This is a genomic window from Enterobacter sp. WPR_3_1, from assembly GCF_003635055.1.
Taxonomy (GTDB): Bacteria; Pseudomonadota; Gammaproteobacteria; order Enterobacterales; family Enterobacteriaceae; genus Enterobacter; species Enterobacter ludwigii.
On record NZ_RBXU01000013.1, the window covers coordinates 60,391 to 80,547 of the forward strand.

At 57.2% G+C, this 20,157-nt stretch carries 18 protein-coding genes; 6 read left to right on the plus strand and 12 right to left on the minus strand.

The window, feature by feature from the left end; all coding sequences use genetic code 11:
• Positions 1 to 425 precede the first annotated feature (425 nt).
• On the plus strand, positions 426 to 674 hold the full coding sequence (locus BJ887_RS18395) for a DUF1158 domain-containing protein (RefSeq protein WP_025204775.1): 249 nt from the start codon (positions 426 to 428) through the stop codon (positions 672 to 674).
• Positions 675 to 732: 58 nt separating this feature from the next.
• Here the strand turns inward: BJ887_RS18395 and BJ887_RS18400 are convergent, their stop codons facing one another.
• On the minus strand, positions 733 to 1,074 hold the full coding sequence (locus BJ887_RS18400) for a RamA family antibiotic efflux transcriptional regulator (RefSeq protein WP_020885132.1): 342 nt from the start codon (positions 1,072 to 1,074) through the stop codon (positions 733 to 735).
• A 32-nt stretch (positions 1,075 to 1,106) separates the two neighbouring features.
• Positions 1,107 to 2,210, minus strand: coding sequence for an MBL fold metallo-hydrolase (locus BJ887_RS18405; RefSeq protein ID WP_020885133.1), 1,104 nt, complete (start codon positions 2,208 to 2,210; stop codon positions 1,107 to 1,109).
• Positions 2,211 to 2,400: 190 nt separating this feature from the next.
• On the opposite strand from BJ887_RS18405, the gene BJ887_RS18410 reads away from it, so the two are divergent.
• The 3 genes from BJ887_RS18410 (at position 2,401) to nfsB (ending at position 4,124) form a co-directional block, all read left to right on the plus strand.
• Positions 2,401 to 2,991, plus strand: a complete 591-nt coding sequence (locus BJ887_RS18410; RefSeq protein ID WP_020885134.1) for a TetR/AcrR family transcriptional regulator — start codon at positions 2,401 to 2,403, stop codon at positions 2,989 to 2,991.
• Complete coding sequence (locus BJ887_RS18415) at positions 2,981 to 3,349, plus strand: MmcQ/YjbR family DNA-binding protein (protein ID WP_121340257.1); 369 nt, start codon at positions 2,981 to 2,983, stop codon at positions 3,347 to 3,349. The genes BJ887_RS18410 and BJ887_RS18415 overlap by 11 nt, the downstream gene beginning before the upstream one ends.
• A 121-nt stretch (positions 3,350 to 3,470) precedes the next feature.
• Positions 3,471 to 4,124, plus strand: a complete 654-nt coding sequence (gene nfsB, locus BJ887_RS18420; protein ID WP_032677585.1) for an oxygen-insensitive NAD(P)H nitroreductase — start codon at positions 3,471 to 3,473, stop codon at positions 4,122 to 4,124.
• Between the two features lie 121 nt (positions 4,125 to 4,245).
• On the opposite strand, the gene BJ887_RS18425 is transcribed toward nfsB, so the two are convergent.
• Both BJ887_RS18425 and BJ887_RS18430 read right to left on the minus strand, forming a co-directional pair.
• Complete coding sequence (locus BJ887_RS18425; protein WP_121340258.1) at positions 4,246 to 5,280, minus strand: DUF2157 domain-containing protein; 1,035 nt, start codon at positions 5,278 to 5,280, stop codon at positions 4,246 to 4,248.
• On the minus strand, positions 5,277 to 6,146 hold the full coding sequence (locus BJ887_RS18430) for a helix-turn-helix transcriptional regulator (protein WP_014168966.1): 870 nt from the start codon (positions 6,144 to 6,146) through the stop codon (positions 5,277 to 5,279). The genes BJ887_RS18425 and BJ887_RS18430 overlap by 4 nt, the downstream gene beginning before the upstream one ends.
• A gap of 107 nt (positions 6,147 to 6,253) precedes the next feature.
• Between BJ887_RS18430 and BJ887_RS18435 the strand changes: the two genes are divergently transcribed.
• Both BJ887_RS18435 and BJ887_RS18440 read left to right on the plus strand, forming a co-directional pair.
• The gene (locus tag BJ887_RS18435; RefSeq protein ID WP_121340259.1) at positions 6,254 to 7,690 is read left to right on the plus strand and encodes an MFS transporter; all 1,437 of its coding nucleotides are present in this window, start codon (positions 6,254 to 6,256) and stop codon (positions 7,688 to 7,690) included.
• 66 nt (positions 7,691 to 7,756) lie between these two features.
• Positions 7,757 to 9,001, plus strand: a complete 1,245-nt coding sequence (locus BJ887_RS18440) for a mechanosensitive ion channel family protein (RefSeq protein WP_014168964.1) — start codon at positions 7,757 to 7,759, stop codon at positions 8,999 to 9,001.
• Here BJ887_RS18440 and BJ887_RS18445 read toward each other — a convergent pair whose 3' ends face one another.
• The 8 genes from BJ887_RS18445 to BJ887_RS18480 form a co-directional block, all read right to left on the minus strand.
• Positions 9,002 to 9,973 (minus strand): LacI family DNA-binding transcriptional regulator, encoded by a 972-nt coding sequence (locus tag BJ887_RS18445; protein ID WP_059306704.1) that lies wholly within the window; start codon positions 9,971 to 9,973, stop codon positions 9,002 to 9,004.
• 75 nt (positions 9,974 to 10,048) lie between these two features.
• Positions 10,049 to 11,191, minus strand: coding sequence for a Gfo/Idh/MocA family protein (locus tag BJ887_RS18450; protein WP_121340260.1), 1,143 nt, complete (start codon positions 11,189 to 11,191; stop codon positions 10,049 to 10,051).
• Positions 11,184 to 12,209, minus strand: coding sequence for a sugar phosphate isomerase/epimerase (locus BJ887_RS18455; RefSeq protein WP_121340261.1), 1,026 nt, complete (start codon positions 12,207 to 12,209; stop codon positions 11,184 to 11,186). The genes BJ887_RS18450 and BJ887_RS18455 overlap by 8 nt, the downstream gene beginning before the upstream one ends.
• Before the next feature lie 15 nt (positions 12,210 to 12,224).
• Positions 12,225 to 13,463, minus strand: a complete 1,239-nt coding sequence (locus BJ887_RS18460) for an MFS transporter (RefSeq protein ID WP_121340262.1) — start codon at positions 13,461 to 13,463, stop codon at positions 12,225 to 12,227.
• A 184-nt stretch (positions 13,464 to 13,647) separates the two neighbouring features.
• Positions 13,648 to 15,036, minus strand: a complete 1,389-nt coding sequence (pheP, locus tag BJ887_RS18465) for a phenylalanine transporter (protein ID WP_020885145.1) — start codon at positions 15,034 to 15,036, stop codon at positions 13,648 to 13,650.
• Between the two features lie 102 nt (positions 15,037 to 15,138).
• The gene (locus tag BJ887_RS18470; protein WP_121340263.1) at positions 15,139 to 17,322 is read right to left on the minus strand and encodes a TonB-dependent siderophore receptor; all 2,184 of its coding nucleotides are present in this window, start codon (positions 17,320 to 17,322) and stop codon (positions 15,139 to 15,141) included.
• Between the two features lie 215 nt (positions 17,323 to 17,537).
• Complete coding sequence (locus BJ887_RS18475; protein WP_025204783.1) at positions 17,538 to 18,578, minus strand: ABC transporter ATP-binding protein; 1,041 nt, start codon at positions 18,576 to 18,578, stop codon at positions 17,538 to 17,540.
• Position 18,579: 1 nt separating this feature from the next.
• Entirely contained in the window at positions 18,580 to 20,154 is a 1,575-nt protein-coding gene (locus BJ887_RS18480) for an iron ABC transporter permease (protein ID WP_014168956.1), read from the minus strand.
• Positions 20,155 to 20,157: the final 3 nt, after the last annotated feature.

The window sequence follows — 20,157 nt, forward strand, 5'->3', positions numbered from 1 at the left end:
ATTTTTAAGGCTTGCGGGTAAAATTGATCTACCGCAATATAATTACTGCCGGGATATTCAAAACTAATAAATATTATTCGAATACGATGATTTTTACAAAATATTTCTAAACCAACGCTAAACGAGGAGGAACCATGTTTGGTATTTATCGCGCACGCCGCCTGGCGTTATACATTGTCGCAGCCATTGTTATTGCCACGTTAATTGGATATAGCACTTATATGTTTGTAAAATTATTTGCATGACAAGGACATTTATTTACATAACGCGATAATAATTTAATCGCTTCTGAGAGATTATTCTCTTTCAGTTATTTATTCGCAGAAAAGTGCATTCGATTTAACAAAAAACGTCTGCCGGGTTTATATTGCTTTACGTTCCGCGATGCCGGACAATGACATTTTTAACTGACGATTAACATTAAGATGAAACACCCGTTAGAATCGCTGCTCACAGCGGGGGGCATTTTGTTGATGGCCCTGCTCTCCTGCCTGCTGTTACCTGCGCCGTCGCTTGGGCTGGTGCTGGCGAAAAAGCTGATGACGATCTTCCACATGGTCGATCTTAACCAGCTGTACACCATTTTGTTCTGCGTGTGGTTTTTACTGCTTGGCGCCCTCGAATTCTTCATCCTGCGTTTCGTCTGGCGTCGCTGGTTTTCACTGGCATCGTAAGTAAAAAAACCGGGTGCGGCTGCGCCTTACCCGGTCGGATTTCTGCATAACGACACGTTCAGTGTGTCCGGCTGTGGTTCTCTTTGCGGTACGCGCCAGGCGGCTGGTTGAAGGTACGGGTAAAGATACGCGTAAACGTCTGCTGCGAATCAAAGCCGTAGCGCAAACAGATATCGTAGACACGCTCGTCCGATTCACGCAGGTCACGCGCTGCCAGCAGCAGCTTGCGTTCGCGAATGTAACGCCCGAGACTTTCGCCCTTATACTGCATAAACAAACGCTGCAGATGCCATTTCGAGTAACCCGCGTGGCGGGCGATCTCTTCGATACGTAATGGCTGGTGCAGGTTGTCGTCGATCCACTCGACGATGGTGTCGATGACTTGAGCGGAAATGGTCATACTGCTCTCCCCCTCTGCTTCTCGCTTAAACATTATTCCCACCACTCACGAAAGGTTTGCGTGGTATCACTCACGTGAACAGGTTCACCCAGCTCCGGCGTCAGTAGCCGATAATTTTTATCTTTGCTGGCCTGCGCCAGCTGGATCAGCGGATCGTTCCAGGTGTGTTTCGCCAGCACAAAGCGTCCGTTATGACCGGGCACTACAGCTTTCGCGTTAAGGTCAGCCGACGCCTGCGCCGTTTCCGCCGGCATCATGTGAATGTACTTCCAGTCCCGATCGTACTGGCCGTTTTCCATGATGGCTAAATCCACCTCGCCGAACTGCTCACCGATGGCCCTGAAGTGCGGGCCGTAACCTGAGTCTCCGCTGTAATAAACCTTCTGCGCCGGCGTGACGAACATAAAGCTCCCCCACAGGGTTTGATCGCGTTTAATCCCGCGTCCGGAGAAGTGACGTGCCGGCAGGACGTGCACCGTTAAGTCATCACTGATGCGCACCGACTGGTTCCAGTCGCGCTCGTCGATAATTTCCGGCTTCATGCCCCAGTAGCGCAGATGAGATCCAACGCCCAGCGGGGTAACCACACGTTTCACCTTCGGCAGTAACGCCCTGATGGTGGCGTAATCCAGATGATCGTAGTGATCGTGGGAGATGATCAGCAGGTCGATCTCCGGCATGTTCTGCGCATGCCAGGGATACTCGCCCGCAAAAGCTTTATTGAGGAACGAGAACGGCGCGGCATAGTTGCTGAGTACCGGGTCAATCAGAATACGTTTACCCGCCAGCTGCATATACCACGACGAGTGACCGAGCCAGACCAGCGTGTCCTGCTCCAGCGGCAGACTGGCGAGATCGGTTTTCACCAGCGGCAGCGGCTGCGCGGGACGGGCATTTTCGGTTTTGCGGGTCAGAAATTGCCACCACGCCACCAGCATATTTTGCTCGCCGGTGAAGCCCGGTGTCGGCAACGTATTGTGGAATTTCCCGTCGCGATACTGCGGGGAGGCCTCCACTTCGGTAAGCTGCGCACCCTGCGGTGGCTGGCCAAATCCAGGATTCAGGACAAAAGGTAAACTCGCAGCTGAAGCAATAATCATGACGAACACCACGCAGATGAATAGAGGCTTTTTCATATCCTGACCCGAAAACGCGCCCCATCCGATGGTTTACGCGGGTTGAACTTGATTATGAGTGAGTAAGCACTCATTATAGATATGATGATAAAGTCGTCAAGACGTTTTCGATCTTTGACATTGCGCGTTGCAGCCTGTCAAAGCACGTGTTTCAATCAAGGTTTTTACAATTGACAGGAGGAACAATTTAGTGGCACGTCCGAAGAGTGAAGATAAAAAACAGGCCTTACTGGACGCAGCAACCGCTGCATTTGCACAGTCAGGTATTGCCGCCTCAACGGCCTTAATTGCCCGGAACGCGGGCGTCGCTGAAGGCACACTGTTCCGCTACTTTGCTACCAAAGACGATCTGCTGAATGCCCTCTATCTGCACCTGAAGCAGGATCTCTGCCAGACGATGCTGGCGGAGCTTGATCGCACGCTCACCCTCCCCAAAGAACATACCCGCAATATCTGGAACAGCTACGTGGACTGGGGCATCCGTAATCCTGTCGCTCACGCCGCCATTCGCCAGCTTGGCGTCAGCGAGAAGATCAGCGCCGAAACGGAGCAGGCCGTGCAGGAGATGTTCCCGGAATTGCATGAACTGTGCCGTCGCGCAGTGCGCCCGGTATTTATGTCCGATGAGTTTCGTACCTTTGGTGATGCCATGTTCTTATCGCTTGCCGAAACCACCATGGAATTTGCCACCCGCGATCCGTCCCGCGCCGTCGATTTTAAAGCGCTGGGCTTTGAAGCCATGTGGCGTGGACTCGCCTCCGAGGATATTGATGGACAGTAAATCGCTGCAGGAACACGCCAAACGCGTGGCGCTGGAACTGCCGTTCACCGAACACTGCTGGCCGTTCGGGCCGGAATTTGATGTGTTTAAAGTGGGTGGCAAGATTTTCATGATTGTTGCGATTGCTCACGGGCGACCGCATGTCAGCCTGAAATCCGAGCCGGAAAAATCCCTGTTAAACCAGCAGATCTACCGCGGCGTTGAGCCGGGGTATCATCTCAATAAAAAACACTGGATTTCACTCTACGGCACCGACGATGTTACGCCGGAACTGGTGGCCGATCTCATCAACGATTCCTGGAATCTGGTCGTCGATAAGCTGCCGAAAAAAGACCAGAAATGGATCAGGCCGCGCTGATTGTTCGTCTGAGACGAACAGATTAAGCGCTCAAAATGCACTTATCTTTTCCCGCTTCGCACGGTAATCTGCACTCCTTTTCGCGCCCGCACGCGGGCGAATTTTATCACCAGGAGTTGTTATGGATATCATTTCCGTTGCCCTGAAACGCCACTCCACCAAGGCGTTTGACCCAAGCAAGAAACTGACCGCTGAAGAAGCGGAGAAGATCAAAACCCTGCTGCAGTACAGCCCGTCCAGCACGAACTCCCAGCCATGGCATTTTATTATTGCCAGCACTGAGGAAGGTAAAGCGCGCGTGGCCAAATCTGCGGCAGGCACTTACGTGTTCAACGAACGCAAAATGATGGACGCCTCTCATGTGGTGGTGTTCTGCGCGAAAACCGCCATGGACGATGCGTGGCTTGAGCGCGTCGTCGATCAGGAAGAGGCCGACGGTCGCTTCAATACCCCAGAAGCAAAAGCGGCGAATCACAAAGGTCGCTGCTATTTCGCCGATATGCACCGCGTGGATCTGAAAGATGACGACCAGTGGATGGCGAAACAGGTTTACCTCAACGTCGGTAACTTCCTGTTAGGCGTGGCCGCGCTGGGCCTGGATGCCGTACCCATTGAAGGTTTTGACGCCGCCATCCTCGACGAAGAGTTTGGCCTGAAAGAGAAAGGCTTCACCAGCCTGGTGGTGGTCCCGGTTGGACACCACAGCGTGGAAGATTTCAACGCCACGCTGCCAAAATCTCGCCTGCCGCTGAGCACGATTGTGACCGAGTGCTAAGACAAACGGGCCGCTACTGCGGCCCGTTTTCAATCACGCGTCATCTGCCTGGTTTCGCCATTGAACCAGCTTCTCACGCAGACGGCGTTTTCTGCGTCTTCCCGATCAACACGCGCAAAACTTACTTCTCCGCACGCCCGGCATGCCAGATCCGCTCCGCATACCGCCCTATCACCGCCAGCGACGCCGCCAGAATCAGGAAGAACACCACCTTGTTCATCCCATCCCAGAAGTATTCGAAGTAGCGGGTATAGAGGTTAATGGCGAGGAACGTCAGGCCAAACCCGCGCAGCATGCCATCGTCGGTTTTCAGACTGATGTAAATACAGAGAACCGCCGCCACCGCAAACAGCAGCGCCCACGGCAGCAACGAGGCCTGGGTCACGCTGTACCAGTTATCGATATCGTAATTACCAAATATCGACATGATCCACAGGGCGACAAAGAGATACGTCAGCCCCATCGCTTTACTGGTGGTGTAGAGATGACGGGACTGCAGCAGAGCGCGCAGGATCCAGCACAGGGCCAGCAGCGCGCCGCCGAAAAAGATAAAGCGCACTGGATAGTTCATCCCCAGCCAGTAAGCGCCCCAGCCGGACATATAGCCCGTCTCCGCGCCAAACCAGTTGCCAAGCGAGAGCAAGAAGAACAGCCAGACCAGCCCGGAGCGGCCGAAAAAGCCTACCAGGCCATAGACGGCACAGCCGGCCAGGAACAGGGGGGCGATGTGGCCGCTGCCGTTATCCAGCCGTTCACCCAGCTGCCAGAGCGCGACGGCGGTAAACAAGACTCCGAGGAACAAAATCGCTTCGGTACTGTAATGCCACTGCGTCTCCCGCCGCTGGCGGCTGAAGCCCCACAGATAAAACAGCACGGCCATCAGTGCCGGCAGCCCGATGCGGGCAAGGGAGGAAAAAGCGAAGAATTCGATAATGCGCGCCATCATTTCGCTGTCCGAAAACAGGCTGCCGATGGCGATAATGACGCAGGCGAGTGCCGTCCAGAAGGCATAGCGGCTCAGCCGCTGCCAGTCCATGGTCACGCGTTGAAGCGTACCGGCCAGCCGCTGATGGTCGTCAGCGGTTAATGTGCCTTCCTGTTGCCACTCGTTGAGTGCGCGGCGTAGCAGCCGCTCCTGTTTGCCGGTAACCTTCATTTTGCCTGCTCCGTCAGCCATTCCATTGCTCTCTCCCCGGCTTCATCTACTGGCAGATACACCAGCAACCGGGAACCGTTTCGTGGAGCAGAGTACCAGTACATCTGCTGCAGGGTAAATTCCCCAAGCTCAGGATGGGTAAACAACTTGAGCTGGTTTTCCACACCGCGCACGTCATTGCGCTGATGCCACAGATTTTTAAACTCCTCAGACACCGCAAAGAAGCGCGCCAGTTTGGCTTCCCACAGCGGGTCACCCCGGTGCTCGGCCATCGCCGCCCGGAAATAGGAGACAAAGACGGGCAGCACATCGTCACGTCTGCCGAGACGGGCGCGCCATGCCGGGTGGGTGAGGAACAGATAAATACAGTTGCGGTCTTCCGGGGGGATCGCATTGAAATCGACCCCCATCAGATGACCAAAGCTGTCGTTCCACGCCACGATGTCGAAATTGGGTTTCTGAATGCTGGCCGGTTTCGGCATCAACGTATCAAGCAGGCGGCGCGTGCCTTCGCTGATCCCTTCACAGCAGGTGGCCTGCGGTGCTTCACCCGGCGGTAGCCCGGCCAGCACAAAAAGATGGCGCGCTTCGGTCGGGGTACATTGCAGCGCTTTTGCCACGGCGGCCATCACCGCGCTGGACGGATTGACGTCCCTGCCCTGCTCAAGCCAGGTGTACCAGGTCACCCCGACGTCCGCCAGCAGGGCCACCTCTTCACGGCGCAGCCCGGGCGTGCGGCGTCGACCGCTGCGCGGCAGGCCGAGCCGCTGCGGATCGAGGCTTTCGCGTCGGGCGCGTAAAAACGCACCAAGTTGTTTTCGGGTGTCATCCTTGAGCGAGACGACGGGTTCAGACATCAGCGCCATAAATCCCCCTGCATGGTAGTGCCAGTACCAGTATAAGCAAGAACTGGTACCCGTTTATCAGATCGTTGATGCTACGACCATCTGTTGAATGACGCAATGGAGTTACCATGAATACGTCAGTCGTTTCACCGGGCCGCGCAGGCCTGATATTGCTGTTAACCGGCCAGATGCTGCCGCTGATTGATACCTCAATCACCAACGTGGCGCTGGATGCTATCACCCACTCGCTGCACGCTACGGCCACCGAGCTGGAATTAATTGTTGCCCTCTACGGTGTGGCCTTTGCCGTCTGCCTTGCCCTCGGCAGCAAGCTGGGGGATAACCTTGGCCGCCGACGTCTTTTCATGTGGGGCGTGGCGAGCTTTGGCCTGGCCTCGCTGCTGTGCGGAATGGCAGGCAACATTGAACAACTGCTGGGCGCCCGTATTCTTCAGGGGGCTGGCGCGGCGCTGATCATGCCGCAAATTCTCGCCACCCTGCACGTAACGCTGAAAGGCACGGCCCACGCGAAGGCCATCAGCCTCTTTGGCGGCATCGGCGGCATCGCGTTTATCGTCGGCCAGATGGGCGGAGGCTGGCTGGTATCGGCGGACATTGCCGGCCTCGGCTGGCGCAACGCCTTCTTTATCAACGTGCCGATTTGTCTGGTGGTGCTGGCCATGAGCCGCCGCTACGTGCCGGAAACCCGCCGCGACACGCCATCAAGCATTGACTGGACGGGCACCGTCCTGCTGGCGATCATCCTCTGCTGCCTGCTGTTCCCGATGGCGCTTGGCCCGCAGTGGCACTGGTCCTGGCCGCTCAAGGTCGCGCTTATCGCCATTATTCCGCTTGCCGGGTTGATGGCCCTCAACGCCCGCAAAAAAGAACGGGACGATGCGCATCCGCTGATCCCGCCGCGCCTGCTGCAGTTGCGCAGTATCCGCTTTGGCGTGCTGATTGCGTTGCTCTTTTTTAGCGTCTGGTCCGGCTTTATGTTCTGCATGGCGTTAACCATGCAAACCGGTCTGGGGATGGCGCCGTGGCAGTCTGGCAACAGTTTTATCGCCCTGGGTGTCACCTACTTTATTTCAGCGTGGTTTGCCCCACGTCTGATTGCCCGCTACAGCACCAGTACCATTCTGCTCACCGGTCTGGCGATCCAGATAGCGGGCCTGCTGGCGCTGATTGTCACCTTCCGCCTCTGGGGAATGCACAATACCGCGCTGACGCTGGCACCCGCGACCGGGCTGGTCGGCTACGGTCAGGCGCTGATCGTGAACAGTTTTTATCGTATTGGCATGCGCGATATTCAGTCTGATGACGCCGGGGCGGCGAGCGCCATTTTGAGCACGCTGCAGCAGGCGGCGCTTGGACTCGGCCCGGCCATCTTTGGCGCGATTTTGCTGCACGGTCTGCAAAATCATCACGGAGATTACACCCAGGCGATCACCCTCTTCCTCGCGGTGGAAACTGGCCTGATGGTGATCCTCGCGCTGGCGACGCTGCGGGTTCGCCATCGACTGTGCCTGCCGGTGGTGACGACCTGCCACGCCGTCAAATAACCCTGACGAATTTGCATAATAGATCCGCAGCCGCCATTATGGGGCTGCATCAATACAGGAGACGTTATGCAGGAATTAATTGCTCAGGTTGAAGAGTTAGGCATTGAAATTAATCACACCACCTCTTTAGTGATTATCTTTGGTATTATTTTTCTTACCGCACTCATCGTTCATTTTATTCTGCACAAAGTGGTCCTGCGGGCCTTTGAGAAACGCGCGCAGGCCAGCAGCCATTTATGGTTGCAAATCATTACCCAGAACAAGTTATTTCACCGTGTCGCCTTTACCCTGCAGGGGATAATTGTCAACGTTCAGGCGGTACTGTGGCTGCAAAAAGGCAGCGAAGCCGCGGAAATGCTCACCACCTGCGCAAAGTTGTGGGTGATGGTGTATGCCCTGCTCTCGTTCTTCTCGCTGCTGGACGTCATTTTCAATCTTTCGCAAAAGATGGCGACAGCCTCGCAGCTCCCGCTGAAGGGCATCTTCCAGGGAATAAAACTGGTGAGCGCTATTCTGGTGGGGATTTTAATTATCTCGCTGCTGATTGGTCAGTCGCCAGCCATTCTGATTAGCGGCCTGGGCGCCATGGCTGCGGTGTTAATGCTGGTGTTTAAAGACCCGATCCTCGGGCTTGTCGCCGGGATCCAGCTCTCCGCCAATGACATGCTTAAACTCGGTGACTGGCTGGAGATGCCAAAATACGGAGCCAACGGCACGGTCACGGACATTGGCCTGACCACCGTCAAGGTGCGCAACTTCGACAATACCATCACCACCATTCCGACCTGGGCACTGGTCTCTGATGCCTTTATCAACTGGAGCGGCATGTCGGCCTCCGGCGGGCGACGTATCAAGCGTAGCCTGAATATAGACACCACCAGCATCCACTTCCTCGACGAGCAGGAGCAACAGCAGCTGATTCAGGCGAAGCTGCTTAAGCCGTACATGGCGGCGCGTCACGAAGAAATTTCGCTCTGGAATCAGGAAAACGGTGAAGGCGAATCGGTGCTGAACCTGCGCAAAATGACCAATATTGGAACCTTCCGCGCCTATTTAAATGAATATCTGCGTAATCACCCGCGGATCCGCAAAGATATGACGCTGATGGTTCGCCAGTTAGCGCCAGAAGCTAACGGGCTGCCAGTTGAAATATACGCGTTCACTAACACGGTCGTCTGGGCGGAATATGAGGCGATTCAGGCCGATATTTTCGACCATATATTCGCGGTGGTGGATGAATTTGGTCTGCGTATTCATCAATCTCCGACCGGAAACGATATTCGCTCGCTGGCTGGCGTAATAGCGAAATAATCAGGCGCTGGCGCGGGAGATAAAGCGCCAGTCCATCATCACTCTTTCCGTGGGCGCATCCGGGTTATCGATTTTATTCAACAACAAATCGACCGCCTTGCGCCCAATATCCCGCGACGGCTGTTCGATGGTGGTGAGCGAAATCATCTCCGCCAGTTCCGTACCGTCAAACCCGACTACCGCAATGTCTTCCGGCACGCGTAATCCCGCCTGCTGGATCGCATGCAATGCGCCTGCCGCCAGGGTATCGGAAACGGCAAAGACCGCGTCAGGCGGGTTTTCCTTCAGCAGATTTTGCATCGCCGCTATTCCGGCGCTGAAGCTGAGATCGCTGGCGTATTCCACCGCCTGGTAAGCCAGATCTTTCAGGTGGATAACGCTCTTATAGCCGCGCTCGCGCAGGCGGGCATATTTATAACTCAGGTCGTGGTTAATCATCGCGATCCGCCCGCGCCCGCCGTCGGCAAGCTGGCTGACGGCATGCTGCGAGGCGTCCACGTCGTTAATCCCCACGCAGGAGACCGCACCGGCATCGGCGTATTCGGCGCACTGCACCCACGGCGCAGCGCCAATCAGGGCAGCCAGTTCAGGAAGCTTTGAGAAGGCATCCATGGTGATAATGCCGTCGACAATTTTACCGGACAGCAAACTCAGCCCCGAACGCGAGCGTTCAATGTCAGAGCCGGAGTTGCACAGCAGAATGCGGTAGCCGTTCTTTTCGGCTTCCTCTTCAATGCCTTTCACCACTTCGGCGCAGAACGGGTTAGCGATGTTCGACACCATTACCAGAATCATATAGCTGCGGGCAGTCCGCAGCTGGCGCGCCAGCAGGTTGGGCTGGTAATTACTCTCTTTGATCGCCTGCAGGACGCGTTCGCGGTTTTTCGCTTTCACGGTATCGCTGTTGTTAAGCACGCGAGAGACCGTTGCCACGGACACCCCGGCAAGCTGAGCGATTTTCTGAATGGACATAGCGACGGCATTTCCTGCGGTTAACGTTTTATGCAGGCTACCATAAATTCGTTGCCCGGCGAACCGGGCAACGCGTCAATACGCAACGCGCACCCAGCGCTGTTGCCGATGGCTTTTCACTATCGCATCAATGATATACATGACGTTCGCGCCTTCATGGAACGTCGCAAACAGCGGCTGTGCCGGCATCTCCCCCTGCATCACGGCGCGGTAAAACTGCGCCATCATATTTTTAAAGGCATCAGGCCAGCCTTCGATATGTCCGCCGGGAAAATGGGCGCTTTCGGCCACGTCACGGTTCATCAGGTTTGGATCGTCGGAGAGGGTCTGGTTTGCCTGCGCGCGATGGCCGATCCAGAGTTGCTGCGGCACCTCCTGATCCCACGCCACGGACCGTTCGCTGCCGTTAACTTCAAACATCAGTCGATTTTTGCGCCCGGCGCTGACCTGCGAGACGTTAAAACTGCCTTTGCTGCCATCGTCGAAGCGCACCAGCACCGAGCCAAAATCTTCGGTGGTGACCGGTTTGTCTTCATCGTTCGCGCTACGATCATCCGTGAAGGTCCGGTTTCCCGCCGCACTGGCCTTGCGCGTTGGCCAGACGATGGCGAGATCGGCCATCACGTCAGTGATCCGCCGCCCGGTCACAAACTGCACCGTGTCGCACCAGTGGGAGCCAATATCCGCCACCGCGCGCGACGCGCCGCCCAGCGCGGCATCCACCCGCCAGTTATAGTCGGTTTCCAGCAGCATCCAGTCCTGCAGGTAGCTGCCATGTGTGGCAAACAGCCGACCGAGACTGCCCTCGCGCCTCATGCTGGCCGCCTGGCGCACCATCGCAAACTGGCGATAGACAAAGCTGACGCCGTGTACCACGCCCGTCTGCTCAGCCAGAGCCACCAGCTCGCGGGCCTCTTCCGGGGTCATACACAGCGGCTTTTCGGAAAAAACATGCTTACCCGCCCGCAAAATCTGGCGGTTAATCTCTGCGTGCAGATGGTTTGGCGTGCAGTTATGCACCACGTGCAGATCCGGATGGGCGAGCAGTGCCTCAACGTTCCCGTAAGCATGGGGCACATTCAGCTGGCGCGCCTTTTCCTGCGCTTGTGAAAGCGAGCTGTCGCACAGGGCGACCACCTGCACACTGCCGAGACGCCGCAGCGCCTCAATGTGCGCCGGGCCGATAAAGCCGCTGCCGACGATCCCGACGTTAATCATGGCTGCCTCCCGCGGCGAAATCGTCAAACGCGCGCCCGGATACCGGAATGATATGACGACGGATAAATTCGCTGCCTTCGCGGGCACCGGTATCGCCATCCTTAAGACAGCACTCCCACTCCAGCACTGCCCAGCCCTCGTAGTCGTACTGGGTCAGTTTGCTGAAAATACCGGTGAAGTCGATCTGCCCGTCGCCCGGCGACCGGAAGCGACCCGCGCGATGAAGCCACGGCTGGTAGCCACCGTATACGCCGCTGCGCCCGTTGGGACGAAACTCTGCATCTTTGACGTGAAACGCTTTAATGCGCGCATGGTAGAGATCGATAAACGTCAGGTAGTCCATCTGCTGAAGCAGCATATGGCTGGGATCGTAGAGAATATTGCAGCGCGGGTGGTTGTCCACAAGCGCCAGAAAACGCTCAAACGTCACGCCGTCATGCAGATCTTCCCCCGGATGCAGCTCATAACAGACATCGACGCCGTGCTCATCAAAGGTGTCCAGAATGGGCCGCCAGCGGGTTGCCAGCGTCTGGAAAGCGTCCTGAAAACGCTGCGCATTGTGCGGCGGCCACGGGTAGAAAAATGGCCACGCCAGCGATCCAGAAAAAGTGGCGTGCGCTGTCAGGCCTAATTTTGCGGAGGCCGCCGCCGCCTGATTCAGTTTGCTGGTTGCCCACGCCCGACGGGCCGCGTCGTTACCCCGCACGTCTGCCGGCGCGAAATGGTCAAACGCGTCGCCGTAGACCGGGTTCACCGCAATAAGCTGCCCTTCCAGATGGGTCGACAGCTCGCTGATCGCCAGCCCGTGCTCCGCCAGCGTGCCGGTAATGTCGTCACAGTAGGTCTGGCTCTCAGCCGCTTTCTCCACGTCAAAAATGTGCGGATGATTGCAGGGGATCTGCACGGCTTTGTAGCCCTTACCTGCTGCCCAGCCTGCCAGCCCATCCAGCGAGTTAAACGGCGCTTCTCCGCTGATAAACTGCGACAGGAAAATACCGGGTCCCTTAATCGTTCTCATACCACCTCCTGAACGTTACGCCTTGTCATCGTCATATTTGAACGTGAGAAGGAAAATCAGCGCAATCACCGCTGCCGCCACCGCCGGGATCCACCAGAAGGTGACCCACGCCTGCGGCGCGGCCTGTCCCGCCACCAGACGGTTATACAGCGCGCCAGAAATCTGCGAACCAAGCAGCATGCCGATGCCATAGGTGAACATCACGATCATGCTCTGCGCCTGGCCTTTCACCTTTTCGCCCGCCACGCGGTCGGTATAGATAAAGCCCACCACAAAGAAGAAGTCATAGCACACACCGTGCAGCAGGATGCCGAGATAGAGCAGGAAACGTCCCTCCTCACTCACCCCCATGGCAAACATCGCGTAACGGACAAACCACGCCAGCATGCCGACCAGCAGCATAACTTTCACGCCCAGACGGCGGAAAAGCAGCGGGATCACCAGCATGAAGACAATCTCTGACATCTGGCCGAACGACATTGCGGTGCTGACATCAGCAATCCCGGCATCCGCCAGATATGAGGCGGTGTAAGCGTAGTAGGTGCCAAGCGGCACGGAAATCAGCATTGCGCAGACGGAAAAGACCAGGAAGTGGCGGGTTTTCAGCAGGGCAAACGCATCAGCGCAGAACAGATCGCGAACCTGGACCGGCAGCCCTTTTGCCGGGGCGGGCGTGTGCGGCAGCGTCAGGCTGTAGAGCGCCAGCAGCACGGAGCTCGCCGCCGCAACCTGGAAGATCGTGACGCTGGAGGCTACGCCGGTAACGCCGATAAAGATCCCCGCGACAATCCAGCCGATAGTGCCGAACACGCGCACCACCGGGAAGGTTTTATCGACGTTTGCCAGGCTGTGAAACGCGATGTTGTTCGTTAAGGCCAGCGTCGGCATATAACAAAGCGTGTAGCCAAACAGCAGGCCGATCAGCAGCGCACCATTTTCAGCGATCAGCGCCCCCGGAACGAACCACAGGATAGTCGCGCCCGCCAGGTGCATTACCGCCATCACCTTCTGCGAGGCGAAGAAGCGATCCACCAGCATCCCGAGCACGAACGGCGACAAAATAGAGGCGATGGGCCCGGCGGAGAACGCATCACCAATCAGCAACGACATGTTGTGCTGGGTCATCACCAGACCCAGCGTGACCGACCAGCTACCCCAGATAAAAAACTGCAGAAACATCATCAGCGACAGACGCGGAACCAGCAGCCGGTGCTGCGCTATCACCTTTCCACTACTTTCAGTTGTTGACACCATAATGAGCCTCACCCTAGAAAAGTAATCGATTACAAATACCCTCAAATGAAAAGTAATCGATTACAAAATAAAGATCCTGTGGATCAGGAGAGATTTGGGAGAGGGGTCACGATAAAGAGGTTAATCGCGTTGGGATGAGAAACCGGATAGCTCGCCCTCTCCCACCGGGAGAGGACGGCATGCATTATTGCTTGCGGGAAAGTTTAAATGCCGCAAACAGGAAGATGACCCACACCGGGAGCAACATCGCGGAAAGCCGCATGTCGTCCATGGTGCACATCAGCACAAGGATCAACCCGAGGAAAGCGATGCAGAGATAGTTTCCTGCCGGATAAAGCAGCGCTTTAAACTGCGTCTCACGTCCCTTGCGACGCATCGCGGCACGAAAACGCAGGTGCGCCAGGCAGATCATGATCCAGTTCAGCAGCAGGGTGGCAACCACCAGCGCCATCAGCAGCCCAAACGCCTCTTTTGGCAGCAGGTAGTTGATCACCACCACCAAAGAGGTGATCGCACCGGACAACAGCAGAGAATTCACCGGCACGCCGCGACGGCTGACGCGGGTTAAGAACTTCGGCGCATTCCCCTGCACGGAGAGGCCAAACAGCATCCGGCTGTTGGAGTAGACGCCGCTGTTATAGACCGAAAGTGACGCCACCAGAATAACGAAGTTCAACGCTGAGGCCACCACATTGCTGTTGAGATCGTGGAAAATCATCACAAACGGACTGCTGTTTGATTTCACCTCAACCCAGGGATAGAGCGCGAGCAATACCACCAGCGAACCGATGTAGAACAGCAGAATACGGTACACCACCTGGTTGACCGCTTTCGGAATGCTTTTATGCGGGTCGCGCGCTTCAGCGGCAGTGATACCAATCAGCTCCAGCCCGCCGAAAGAGAACATGATCACCGCCAGCGAAAGGATAAGCCCCTTCCAGCCGGTCGCCAGGAACCCCCCGTGCTGCCACAGGTTGTCGATCGTGGCACGCTCACCGCCGTGACCCGAGAACAGCAACCACAGGCCAAAACCAATCATGCCGATAATCGCCAGCACCTTGATGAGCGCAAACCAGAACTCGGTTTCACCGTACAAACGGACGTTCACAAGGTTGATGGCATTGATGATAATGAAGAAGGCCGCCGCCCAAATCCAGGTGGGCACATCCGGGAGCCAGTACTGCATGTAGATGCCAGCAGCGGTCAGCTCTGCCATCCCCACCAGCACAAACATCACCCAGTAGTTCCAGCCGGAGAGGAACCCCGCAAACGGGCCCCAGTATTTATACGCAAAGTGCGCAAACGAGCCTGACACAGGCTCTTCGACGACCATCTCGCCGAGCTGGCGCATGATCAGGAAGGCGATAATCCCGGCGAGGGCATAGCCCAGCAATACCGCCGGCCCCGCCATCTGAATGGCCGGGCCGATGCCGAGAAACAGCCCGGTACCGATAGCCCCACCGAGGGCAATTAACTGTATATGTCGATTTTGCAAACCACGTTGCAGCGTCGGATTCTGTTCCGACGAAGCTTCAGCGCTACCGGTGCCTGAAGCGGATGACGCGTCTTTCACGCCCTACCCCTGTCTCTTTTTTAGAAGGGGCACGTTTTAACACTTCAGGCTGGTGGTAGCAAGGGAATGGGGCATCCCTGCCCCGGATAACGAGCGGCGTTCTCAGAATGCGTAGCCCACCGAGACTTTAAAGGTACGCGGTTCGCCCTGGGTAATGTAGGTACCTGAATCATCCACGCTGGACCAGTAGTTTTCATTGGTCACGTTGTCGATACCCGCACGCACCGTCATCTGATTTTGATTGTGGTTAACGGCGAAGCGATAACGCATACCCAGATCCAGCGTAGTATAGCTGTCCAGCTTTTTGGTGTTCGCCAGGTCCGCGTATTGCGTGCCGGAGTGGTTCACGCGCGCGGTAGCGGTCAGGCCATCAATCGGTTTGATGTCATACTCTGCGCCCAGAACGGCATAGAAATTCGGAACGCCAATCGCATCATTACCCTGGTTGAGGCCGTTGTTGGTTTTGGTCAGCTCCGCCTGCAGCCAGGTAGCGCTGGCGTTCAGACGGACGCCCAGCAGGGGCTCACCGAACACATTCAGCTCCACGCCGCGGTTACGCTGCTCGGCATCAAGACCATAATGACCGTTGCTGTTGAGGATCGCCGACGGCATTTTGATCTCAAACAGCGCCAGGGAGCCGCCCACGCGACCAAAATCCGCCTTCACGCCCACTTCGTTCTGCTTAGAGTGAACGATGCCGGTGCTCTGCCCGTAGTTGGTGGCGGTGTTGGGGGCTGTTTGACCCGGCTGCAGCGCTTCGGTGTGGTTGGCATACAGGGAGATCGCCTCCCACGGCTTGTAAACCACGCCGTAGGTAGGCATCCAGCGGCTGCCGTCGAAGCCGTCTGCTTTATTTTCCTGCCCGGTAATTTTGTTGTATCCGCGAATGACCACCTTCTGATGACGCGCCCCGGCGGTAAACAGCAGTTTGTCGTCCAGCACGCCCAGCGTATCACTCAACAGCCAGCCCTGCGTCCGGGTACGCCCGCTGGTGAGCGGATCGCTGTATTTTCCGCCTAAGCCGTTGAAACTGGAACTGTCCGGCATATCCACACCGGTATTGTGATAGATATTGGTGGTTGGGTTATCCGCCGCCGACGACATTTTCCAGCCGATTTTTTCGTTTTTGGTCATCGCGGAGTAACCGACGTTGACTTTATGCGTTACGAAGCCGGTAGCAAAGTTACCGCGAATACCCGCCATCCCGCTGACGGAATCGCTGATGCGGTTGGTATCAAGACGGCTGACCGTCGCCTTACCGCTTTTATCCAGCAGCTTCGGCGCGCTGTAAATCCCTTCTTCGTGAGCGTGCTGCGCACCGAGGCCGGTATAGGCCGTCCAGTTATCGGTAATGTCGTACTCGCTGCGCCACATCCCGAATTCATTTTCGATGTTGCTGTAGGCCCATTTCTGCGAGAAGTTGCGATCGTTTTTCGGCGGTTCAGGCACGAAATCCACGGCGGAGATATTGACGCTGGTCGGGCTGCCATGGAAGGTTTTCTTCTGATACCCCACATCCAGAGAGGTGCGGAAATTGTCGCCTTTGTAGTCGAGGCCGGTGGAGAGCAGCGTAGTGCGGCGGCGATCGTTGGGCACCCCGCTTTCCCCTTCGCGATGGACGAGGTTCACGCGCGCGCCAAACTGGTCGTTGTCGCCATAGCGACGGCCCGCATCCAGCGTGGTGCCAAACTGGGAATCAGAGGTGTAATCGACGCCCACTTTTGCCTGCGGCGTTTCATCCGCGTGTTTCGGCTCAAGGTTAATCATTCCCCCCACGCCTGAACTTGCCGCGCCGTTCATCAGGGCGTTTGCCCCTTTAAAAATCTCAATGCGGTCGACCATCTGCGCATCCACCACCTGACGCGGCAGAACGCCGGACAGGCCGCCGAAGGTCATGTCATCCCCGTCAAACTTCAGGCCACGGATACGGAAGGTTTCGGCGCTGTTGCCGTAGCCCTGCACGTACTGCACCCCCGCGTCGTTAGCGACCACATCAGCAATGGTTTTCGCCTGCTGGTCTTCTACCAGCTTCGAGGTGTAGCTGATGATATTAAACGGCACGTCCATGGCGTTTTGCTGCCCCAGCATCCCCATGCGTCCGCCGTTCGCCACCTGCCCGTCAAGGAACGCCGGCACAAGCTGGTCGCCGCCGGGTTTAAAATCGCTGGCAGGCGCAGACTGGACAATCAGGGTGTCTTCTTTCTTTTCATCCGCCGCCAGGGCGGAGTGCGTGACCGCGCCAATGGCGAGAGCCAGCAGCGTTTTATGCCTTTTCGTGTTGTTCATAATTAACTCATTAAACGTGCGCGCAAAAAGGGCCCGTTGTCGGGCCTTAGAATGTAATCAAGTGCAATGCAAATGAGAACTATACGCATTACATGATTGTTAGCAAGCGTAAACGCACGTCACTGCGTGAGAAAATCGGTTAACAAGCGTGGGAAAGCAGGAGGACGTATGGACGGGATAGCGTGGCATAACCGCCCCGTTTCCGGGACGGTCTTTCAGGCGCGGCGGGAGAACGATAAAACGCGGGCGGTTCCCGCAACATCAATACGCACAGCCGTACCCGGATTCCAGCCAGGCTGGCTTACGGTCTTCAGAACAACAGGCTCCTGATGCCCGGCAAACGCCAGGGTGAGCGTGGACAAATGACCGGTAAAATCGACATCAATTATCGACACCGGGCTTTCATGCGGCGCGCACGCCGTCACGCGCAGTTGTTCTGGGCGCATCATGACGCGGCCCTGCCCGGTGGCATGCGTATTGTTGGTGGGTATCTCACCCAGCGCGCACACCGCATGGCCGGCGGTAAGCTGAGCGGGCAGGATCACCGCGTCGCCCAGAAACAGCGCGGTCTCTTCATCAACGGGCTGAGTGTAGACGTCATACGGGGTACCCACCTGGGTGAAGCGCCCGGAACGCATTACCGCCACCTGGGTGGCAAAAGATAACGCTTCGTTTTGATCGTGCGTCACCAGAATCGAGGCAACGCCCGCTTCCGCCAGCAGGTCAGCGGTCGCTTTGCGGGTCATGGCGCGAAGACCGGTATCGAGCGCCGAGAACGGCTCATCCAGCAGCATCAATGAAGGACGCTGAGCCAGCGCGCGGGCGAGCGCCACACGCTGCTGCTGTCCGCCAGAAATCTCATGCGGCCAGTGGGTCGCGAGCTGCCTGTCCAGCGACACCATCTCCATCAGCGCCTCTACGCGCTGGCGCTTTTCGTGGCGCGTGCCGTCCAGCCCCCAGGCAATGTTGTCTGCAACGCTGAGATGCGGGAATAACGCCCCCTCCTGGGGAACAAAGCCGATGCCGCGCAGATGGGCGGGAACGAAGCTGTTTTCGTCAAACAGCGTTCGGCCCTGCATCACTATCCGCCCGGCGTCCGGCGTTTCAAAGCCGGCAAGAATGCGCAGCAGCGTCGTTTTCCCTGACCCGGACGGCCCGACTATCGCCGTCCGGCTCCCCGGCGCAACGCTCAGGTTTAAGCTGTCGAGCACCTGCACACCGGAAAAGGATTTAGAAATGGACGTCAATTCAAGCATGTCATAGTCCTGCAATTTTTTTCGACTGCACGTAGAGGATGGCGGTCAGCGGGAGTGAAATCAGGATCATCAGCATCGCGTACGGCGCGGCGGCAACATAATCGATCTCACTGGTCAGCGCCCAGAAACCGGTGGAAAGCGTGCGTGTTCCCAGCGGGGAGAGCAGCAGCGTGGCGGTCAGTTCGTTGCTGACGCCGAGAAAAACAAGCGCAGCCCCCGCGGCGGCACCCGGCGCGGCCAGCCGCATGGTGACGCTCCACAGCGCCTTCGCAGGCGTGCTGCCAAGGCTACGCGCCACGTTTTCCAGCTCTACCGGCGCCTGTGCAATCCCGGCCCGCAGGTTGATGAGCGCGCGGGGCATAAACATCAGCAGATAGGCGAGGAACAGCGTAATTTCCGTCTGATAAATGGGGCGGGCGTAATGAATCGTCACCGTTACCAGCGCGAGAGCGGTTACAATCCCCGGCAGCGAGCTGGTGATGTAGATACACCCTTCCAGCATCCGGAAAACGCGGTGCGGATAACGGATACCGAGCCACGCAATGGGGATCACGCAGGCCGTGGTCAGCAGTGCCCCACCCACGCCGAGCATGAGCGTCTGGCGCAGGGAGTGCCAGAGGTCCGCGCTCATCCAGTTCTCAATACCGCCCAGCCAGACCCAGCGACAGAGCACAATTAACGGTACGCCCAGCGCCAGCACGATCAGCGTGAGGAAAAACAGCTGGCCCAGCGTGGCCGCGACCGGCTTCAGCGGCCAGCGTTTCTGTTCACGTGCTGCCCCGCCGCCGATGCGCGCATAGCGTGCTTTTCCGCGCGTCACTCCTTCCAGCATTAAGATGGCCAGACAGCATAAGGCCAGCACGCCCGCCAGCATATTGGCTGCCGGGCCGCTGAAGGTAGACTGAAACTGGTCATAAATCGCGGTGGTGAACGTATCAAAGCGGATCATCACGTACAGGCCGTATTCCGCCAGCAGGTGCAGCGCGACCAGCAGCGCCCCGCCGCAGATAGCAAGCTTGAGCTGCGGCAACACTACGCGGAAAAAGACCCGCCACGGCGGCGTGCCGAGCGACGCGGCCACATCTTCAAGCGTCGGGTCGAGGCGGCGCAGTACCGCGGCAACCGGCATGTAGATAAACGGGTAGTAGGCTAAAACAGAGAGAAATACTCCCGCGGAAAGACCGTGCAGGGAGGGGACGACGCTCACCCAGGCATAGCTTTGTACAAACGCGGGGATTGCCAGCGGGGCGACCGCCAGCGCAGACCATATTCCCCGCCCGGCCAGCCGGGTACGCTCCGTGAGCCAGGCTATCGCCACGCCGGTCACAATACAAAGCGGAACCGCTAAGGCCGTCAGCCACAGCGTGTTGCTGAGCAGTTCAGCAACACGCGGGCGGAACACCAGCGTCTTAATGGTCTCCCAGCCCGTCTCAATGCCAATGGCAATGATAAAACCCAGAGGCAGAAGCGCCATTAATGAAAATAAGACAGCTAACGCAACCATCGGCAGCGCAGGTCGCCTGCGGGCAGGCTCCTGCATCCTGTTTTTTCCGATGTCGAGACTCAGACCAGACATAAG

Bases quoted from the DNA above. Each gene is read 5' to 3' on its own strand.
- BJ887_RS18480 (WP_014168956.1), bottom strand. From the start codon at position 20,154: ATGTCTGGTCTGAGTCTCGACATCGGAAAAAACAGGATGCAGGAGCCT.
- BJ887_RS18395 (WP_025204775.1), top strand. From the start codon at position 426: ATGAAACACCCGTTAGAATCGCTGCTCACAGCGGGGGGCATTTTGTTG.
- BJ887_RS18440 (WP_014168964.1), top strand. From the start codon at position 7,757: ATGCAGGAATTAATTGCTCAGGTTGAAGAGTTAGGCATTGAAATTAAT.
- nfsB (WP_032677585.1), top strand. From the start codon at position 3,471: ATGGATATCATTTCCGTTGCCCTGAAACGCCACTCCACCAAGGCGTTT.
- BJ887_RS18460 (WP_121340262.1), bottom strand. From the start codon at position 13,463: ATGGTGTCAACAACTGAAAGTAGTGGAAAGGTGATAGCGCAGCACCGG.
- BJ887_RS18400 (WP_020885132.1), bottom strand. From the start codon at position 1,074: ATGACCATTTCCGCTCAAGTCATCGACACCATCGTCGAGTGGATCGAC.
- BJ887_RS18425 (WP_121340258.1), bottom strand. From the start codon at position 5,280: ATGAAGGTTACCGGCAAACAGGAGCGGCTGCTACGCCGCGCACTCAAC.
- BJ887_RS18470 (WP_121340263.1), bottom strand. From the start codon at position 17,322: ATGAACAACACGAAAAGGCATAAAACGCTGCTGGCTCTCGCCATTGGC.
- BJ887_RS18445 (WP_059306704.1), bottom strand. From the start codon at position 9,973: ATGTCCATTCAGAAAATCGCTCAGCTTGCCGGGGTGTCCGTGGCAACG.
- BJ887_RS18455 (WP_121340261.1), bottom strand. From the start codon at position 12,209: ATGAGAACGATTAAGGGACCCGGTATTTTCCTGTCGCAGTTTATCAGC.
- BJ887_RS18475 (WP_025204783.1), bottom strand. From the start codon at position 18,578: ATGCTTGAATTGACGTCCATTTCTAAATCCTTTTCCGGTGTGCAGGTG.
- BJ887_RS18435 (WP_121340259.1), top strand. From the start codon at position 6,254: ATGAATACGTCAGTCGTTTCACCGGGCCGCGCAGGCCTGATATTGCTG.
- BJ887_RS18430 (WP_014168966.1), bottom strand. From the start codon at position 6,146: ATGGCGCTGATGTCTGAACCCGTCGTCTCGCTCAAGGATGACACCCGA.
- BJ887_RS18415 (WP_121340257.1), top strand. From the start codon at position 2,981: ATGGACAGTAAATCGCTGCAGGAACACGCCAAACGCGTGGCGCTGGAA.
- BJ887_RS18405 (WP_020885133.1), bottom strand. From the start codon at position 2,210: ATGAAAAAGCCTCTATTCATCTGCGTGGTGTTCGTCATGATTATTGCT.
- BJ887_RS18450 (WP_121340260.1), bottom strand. From the start codon at position 11,191: ATGATTAACGTCGGGATCGTCGGCAGCGGCTTTATCGGCCCGGCGCAC.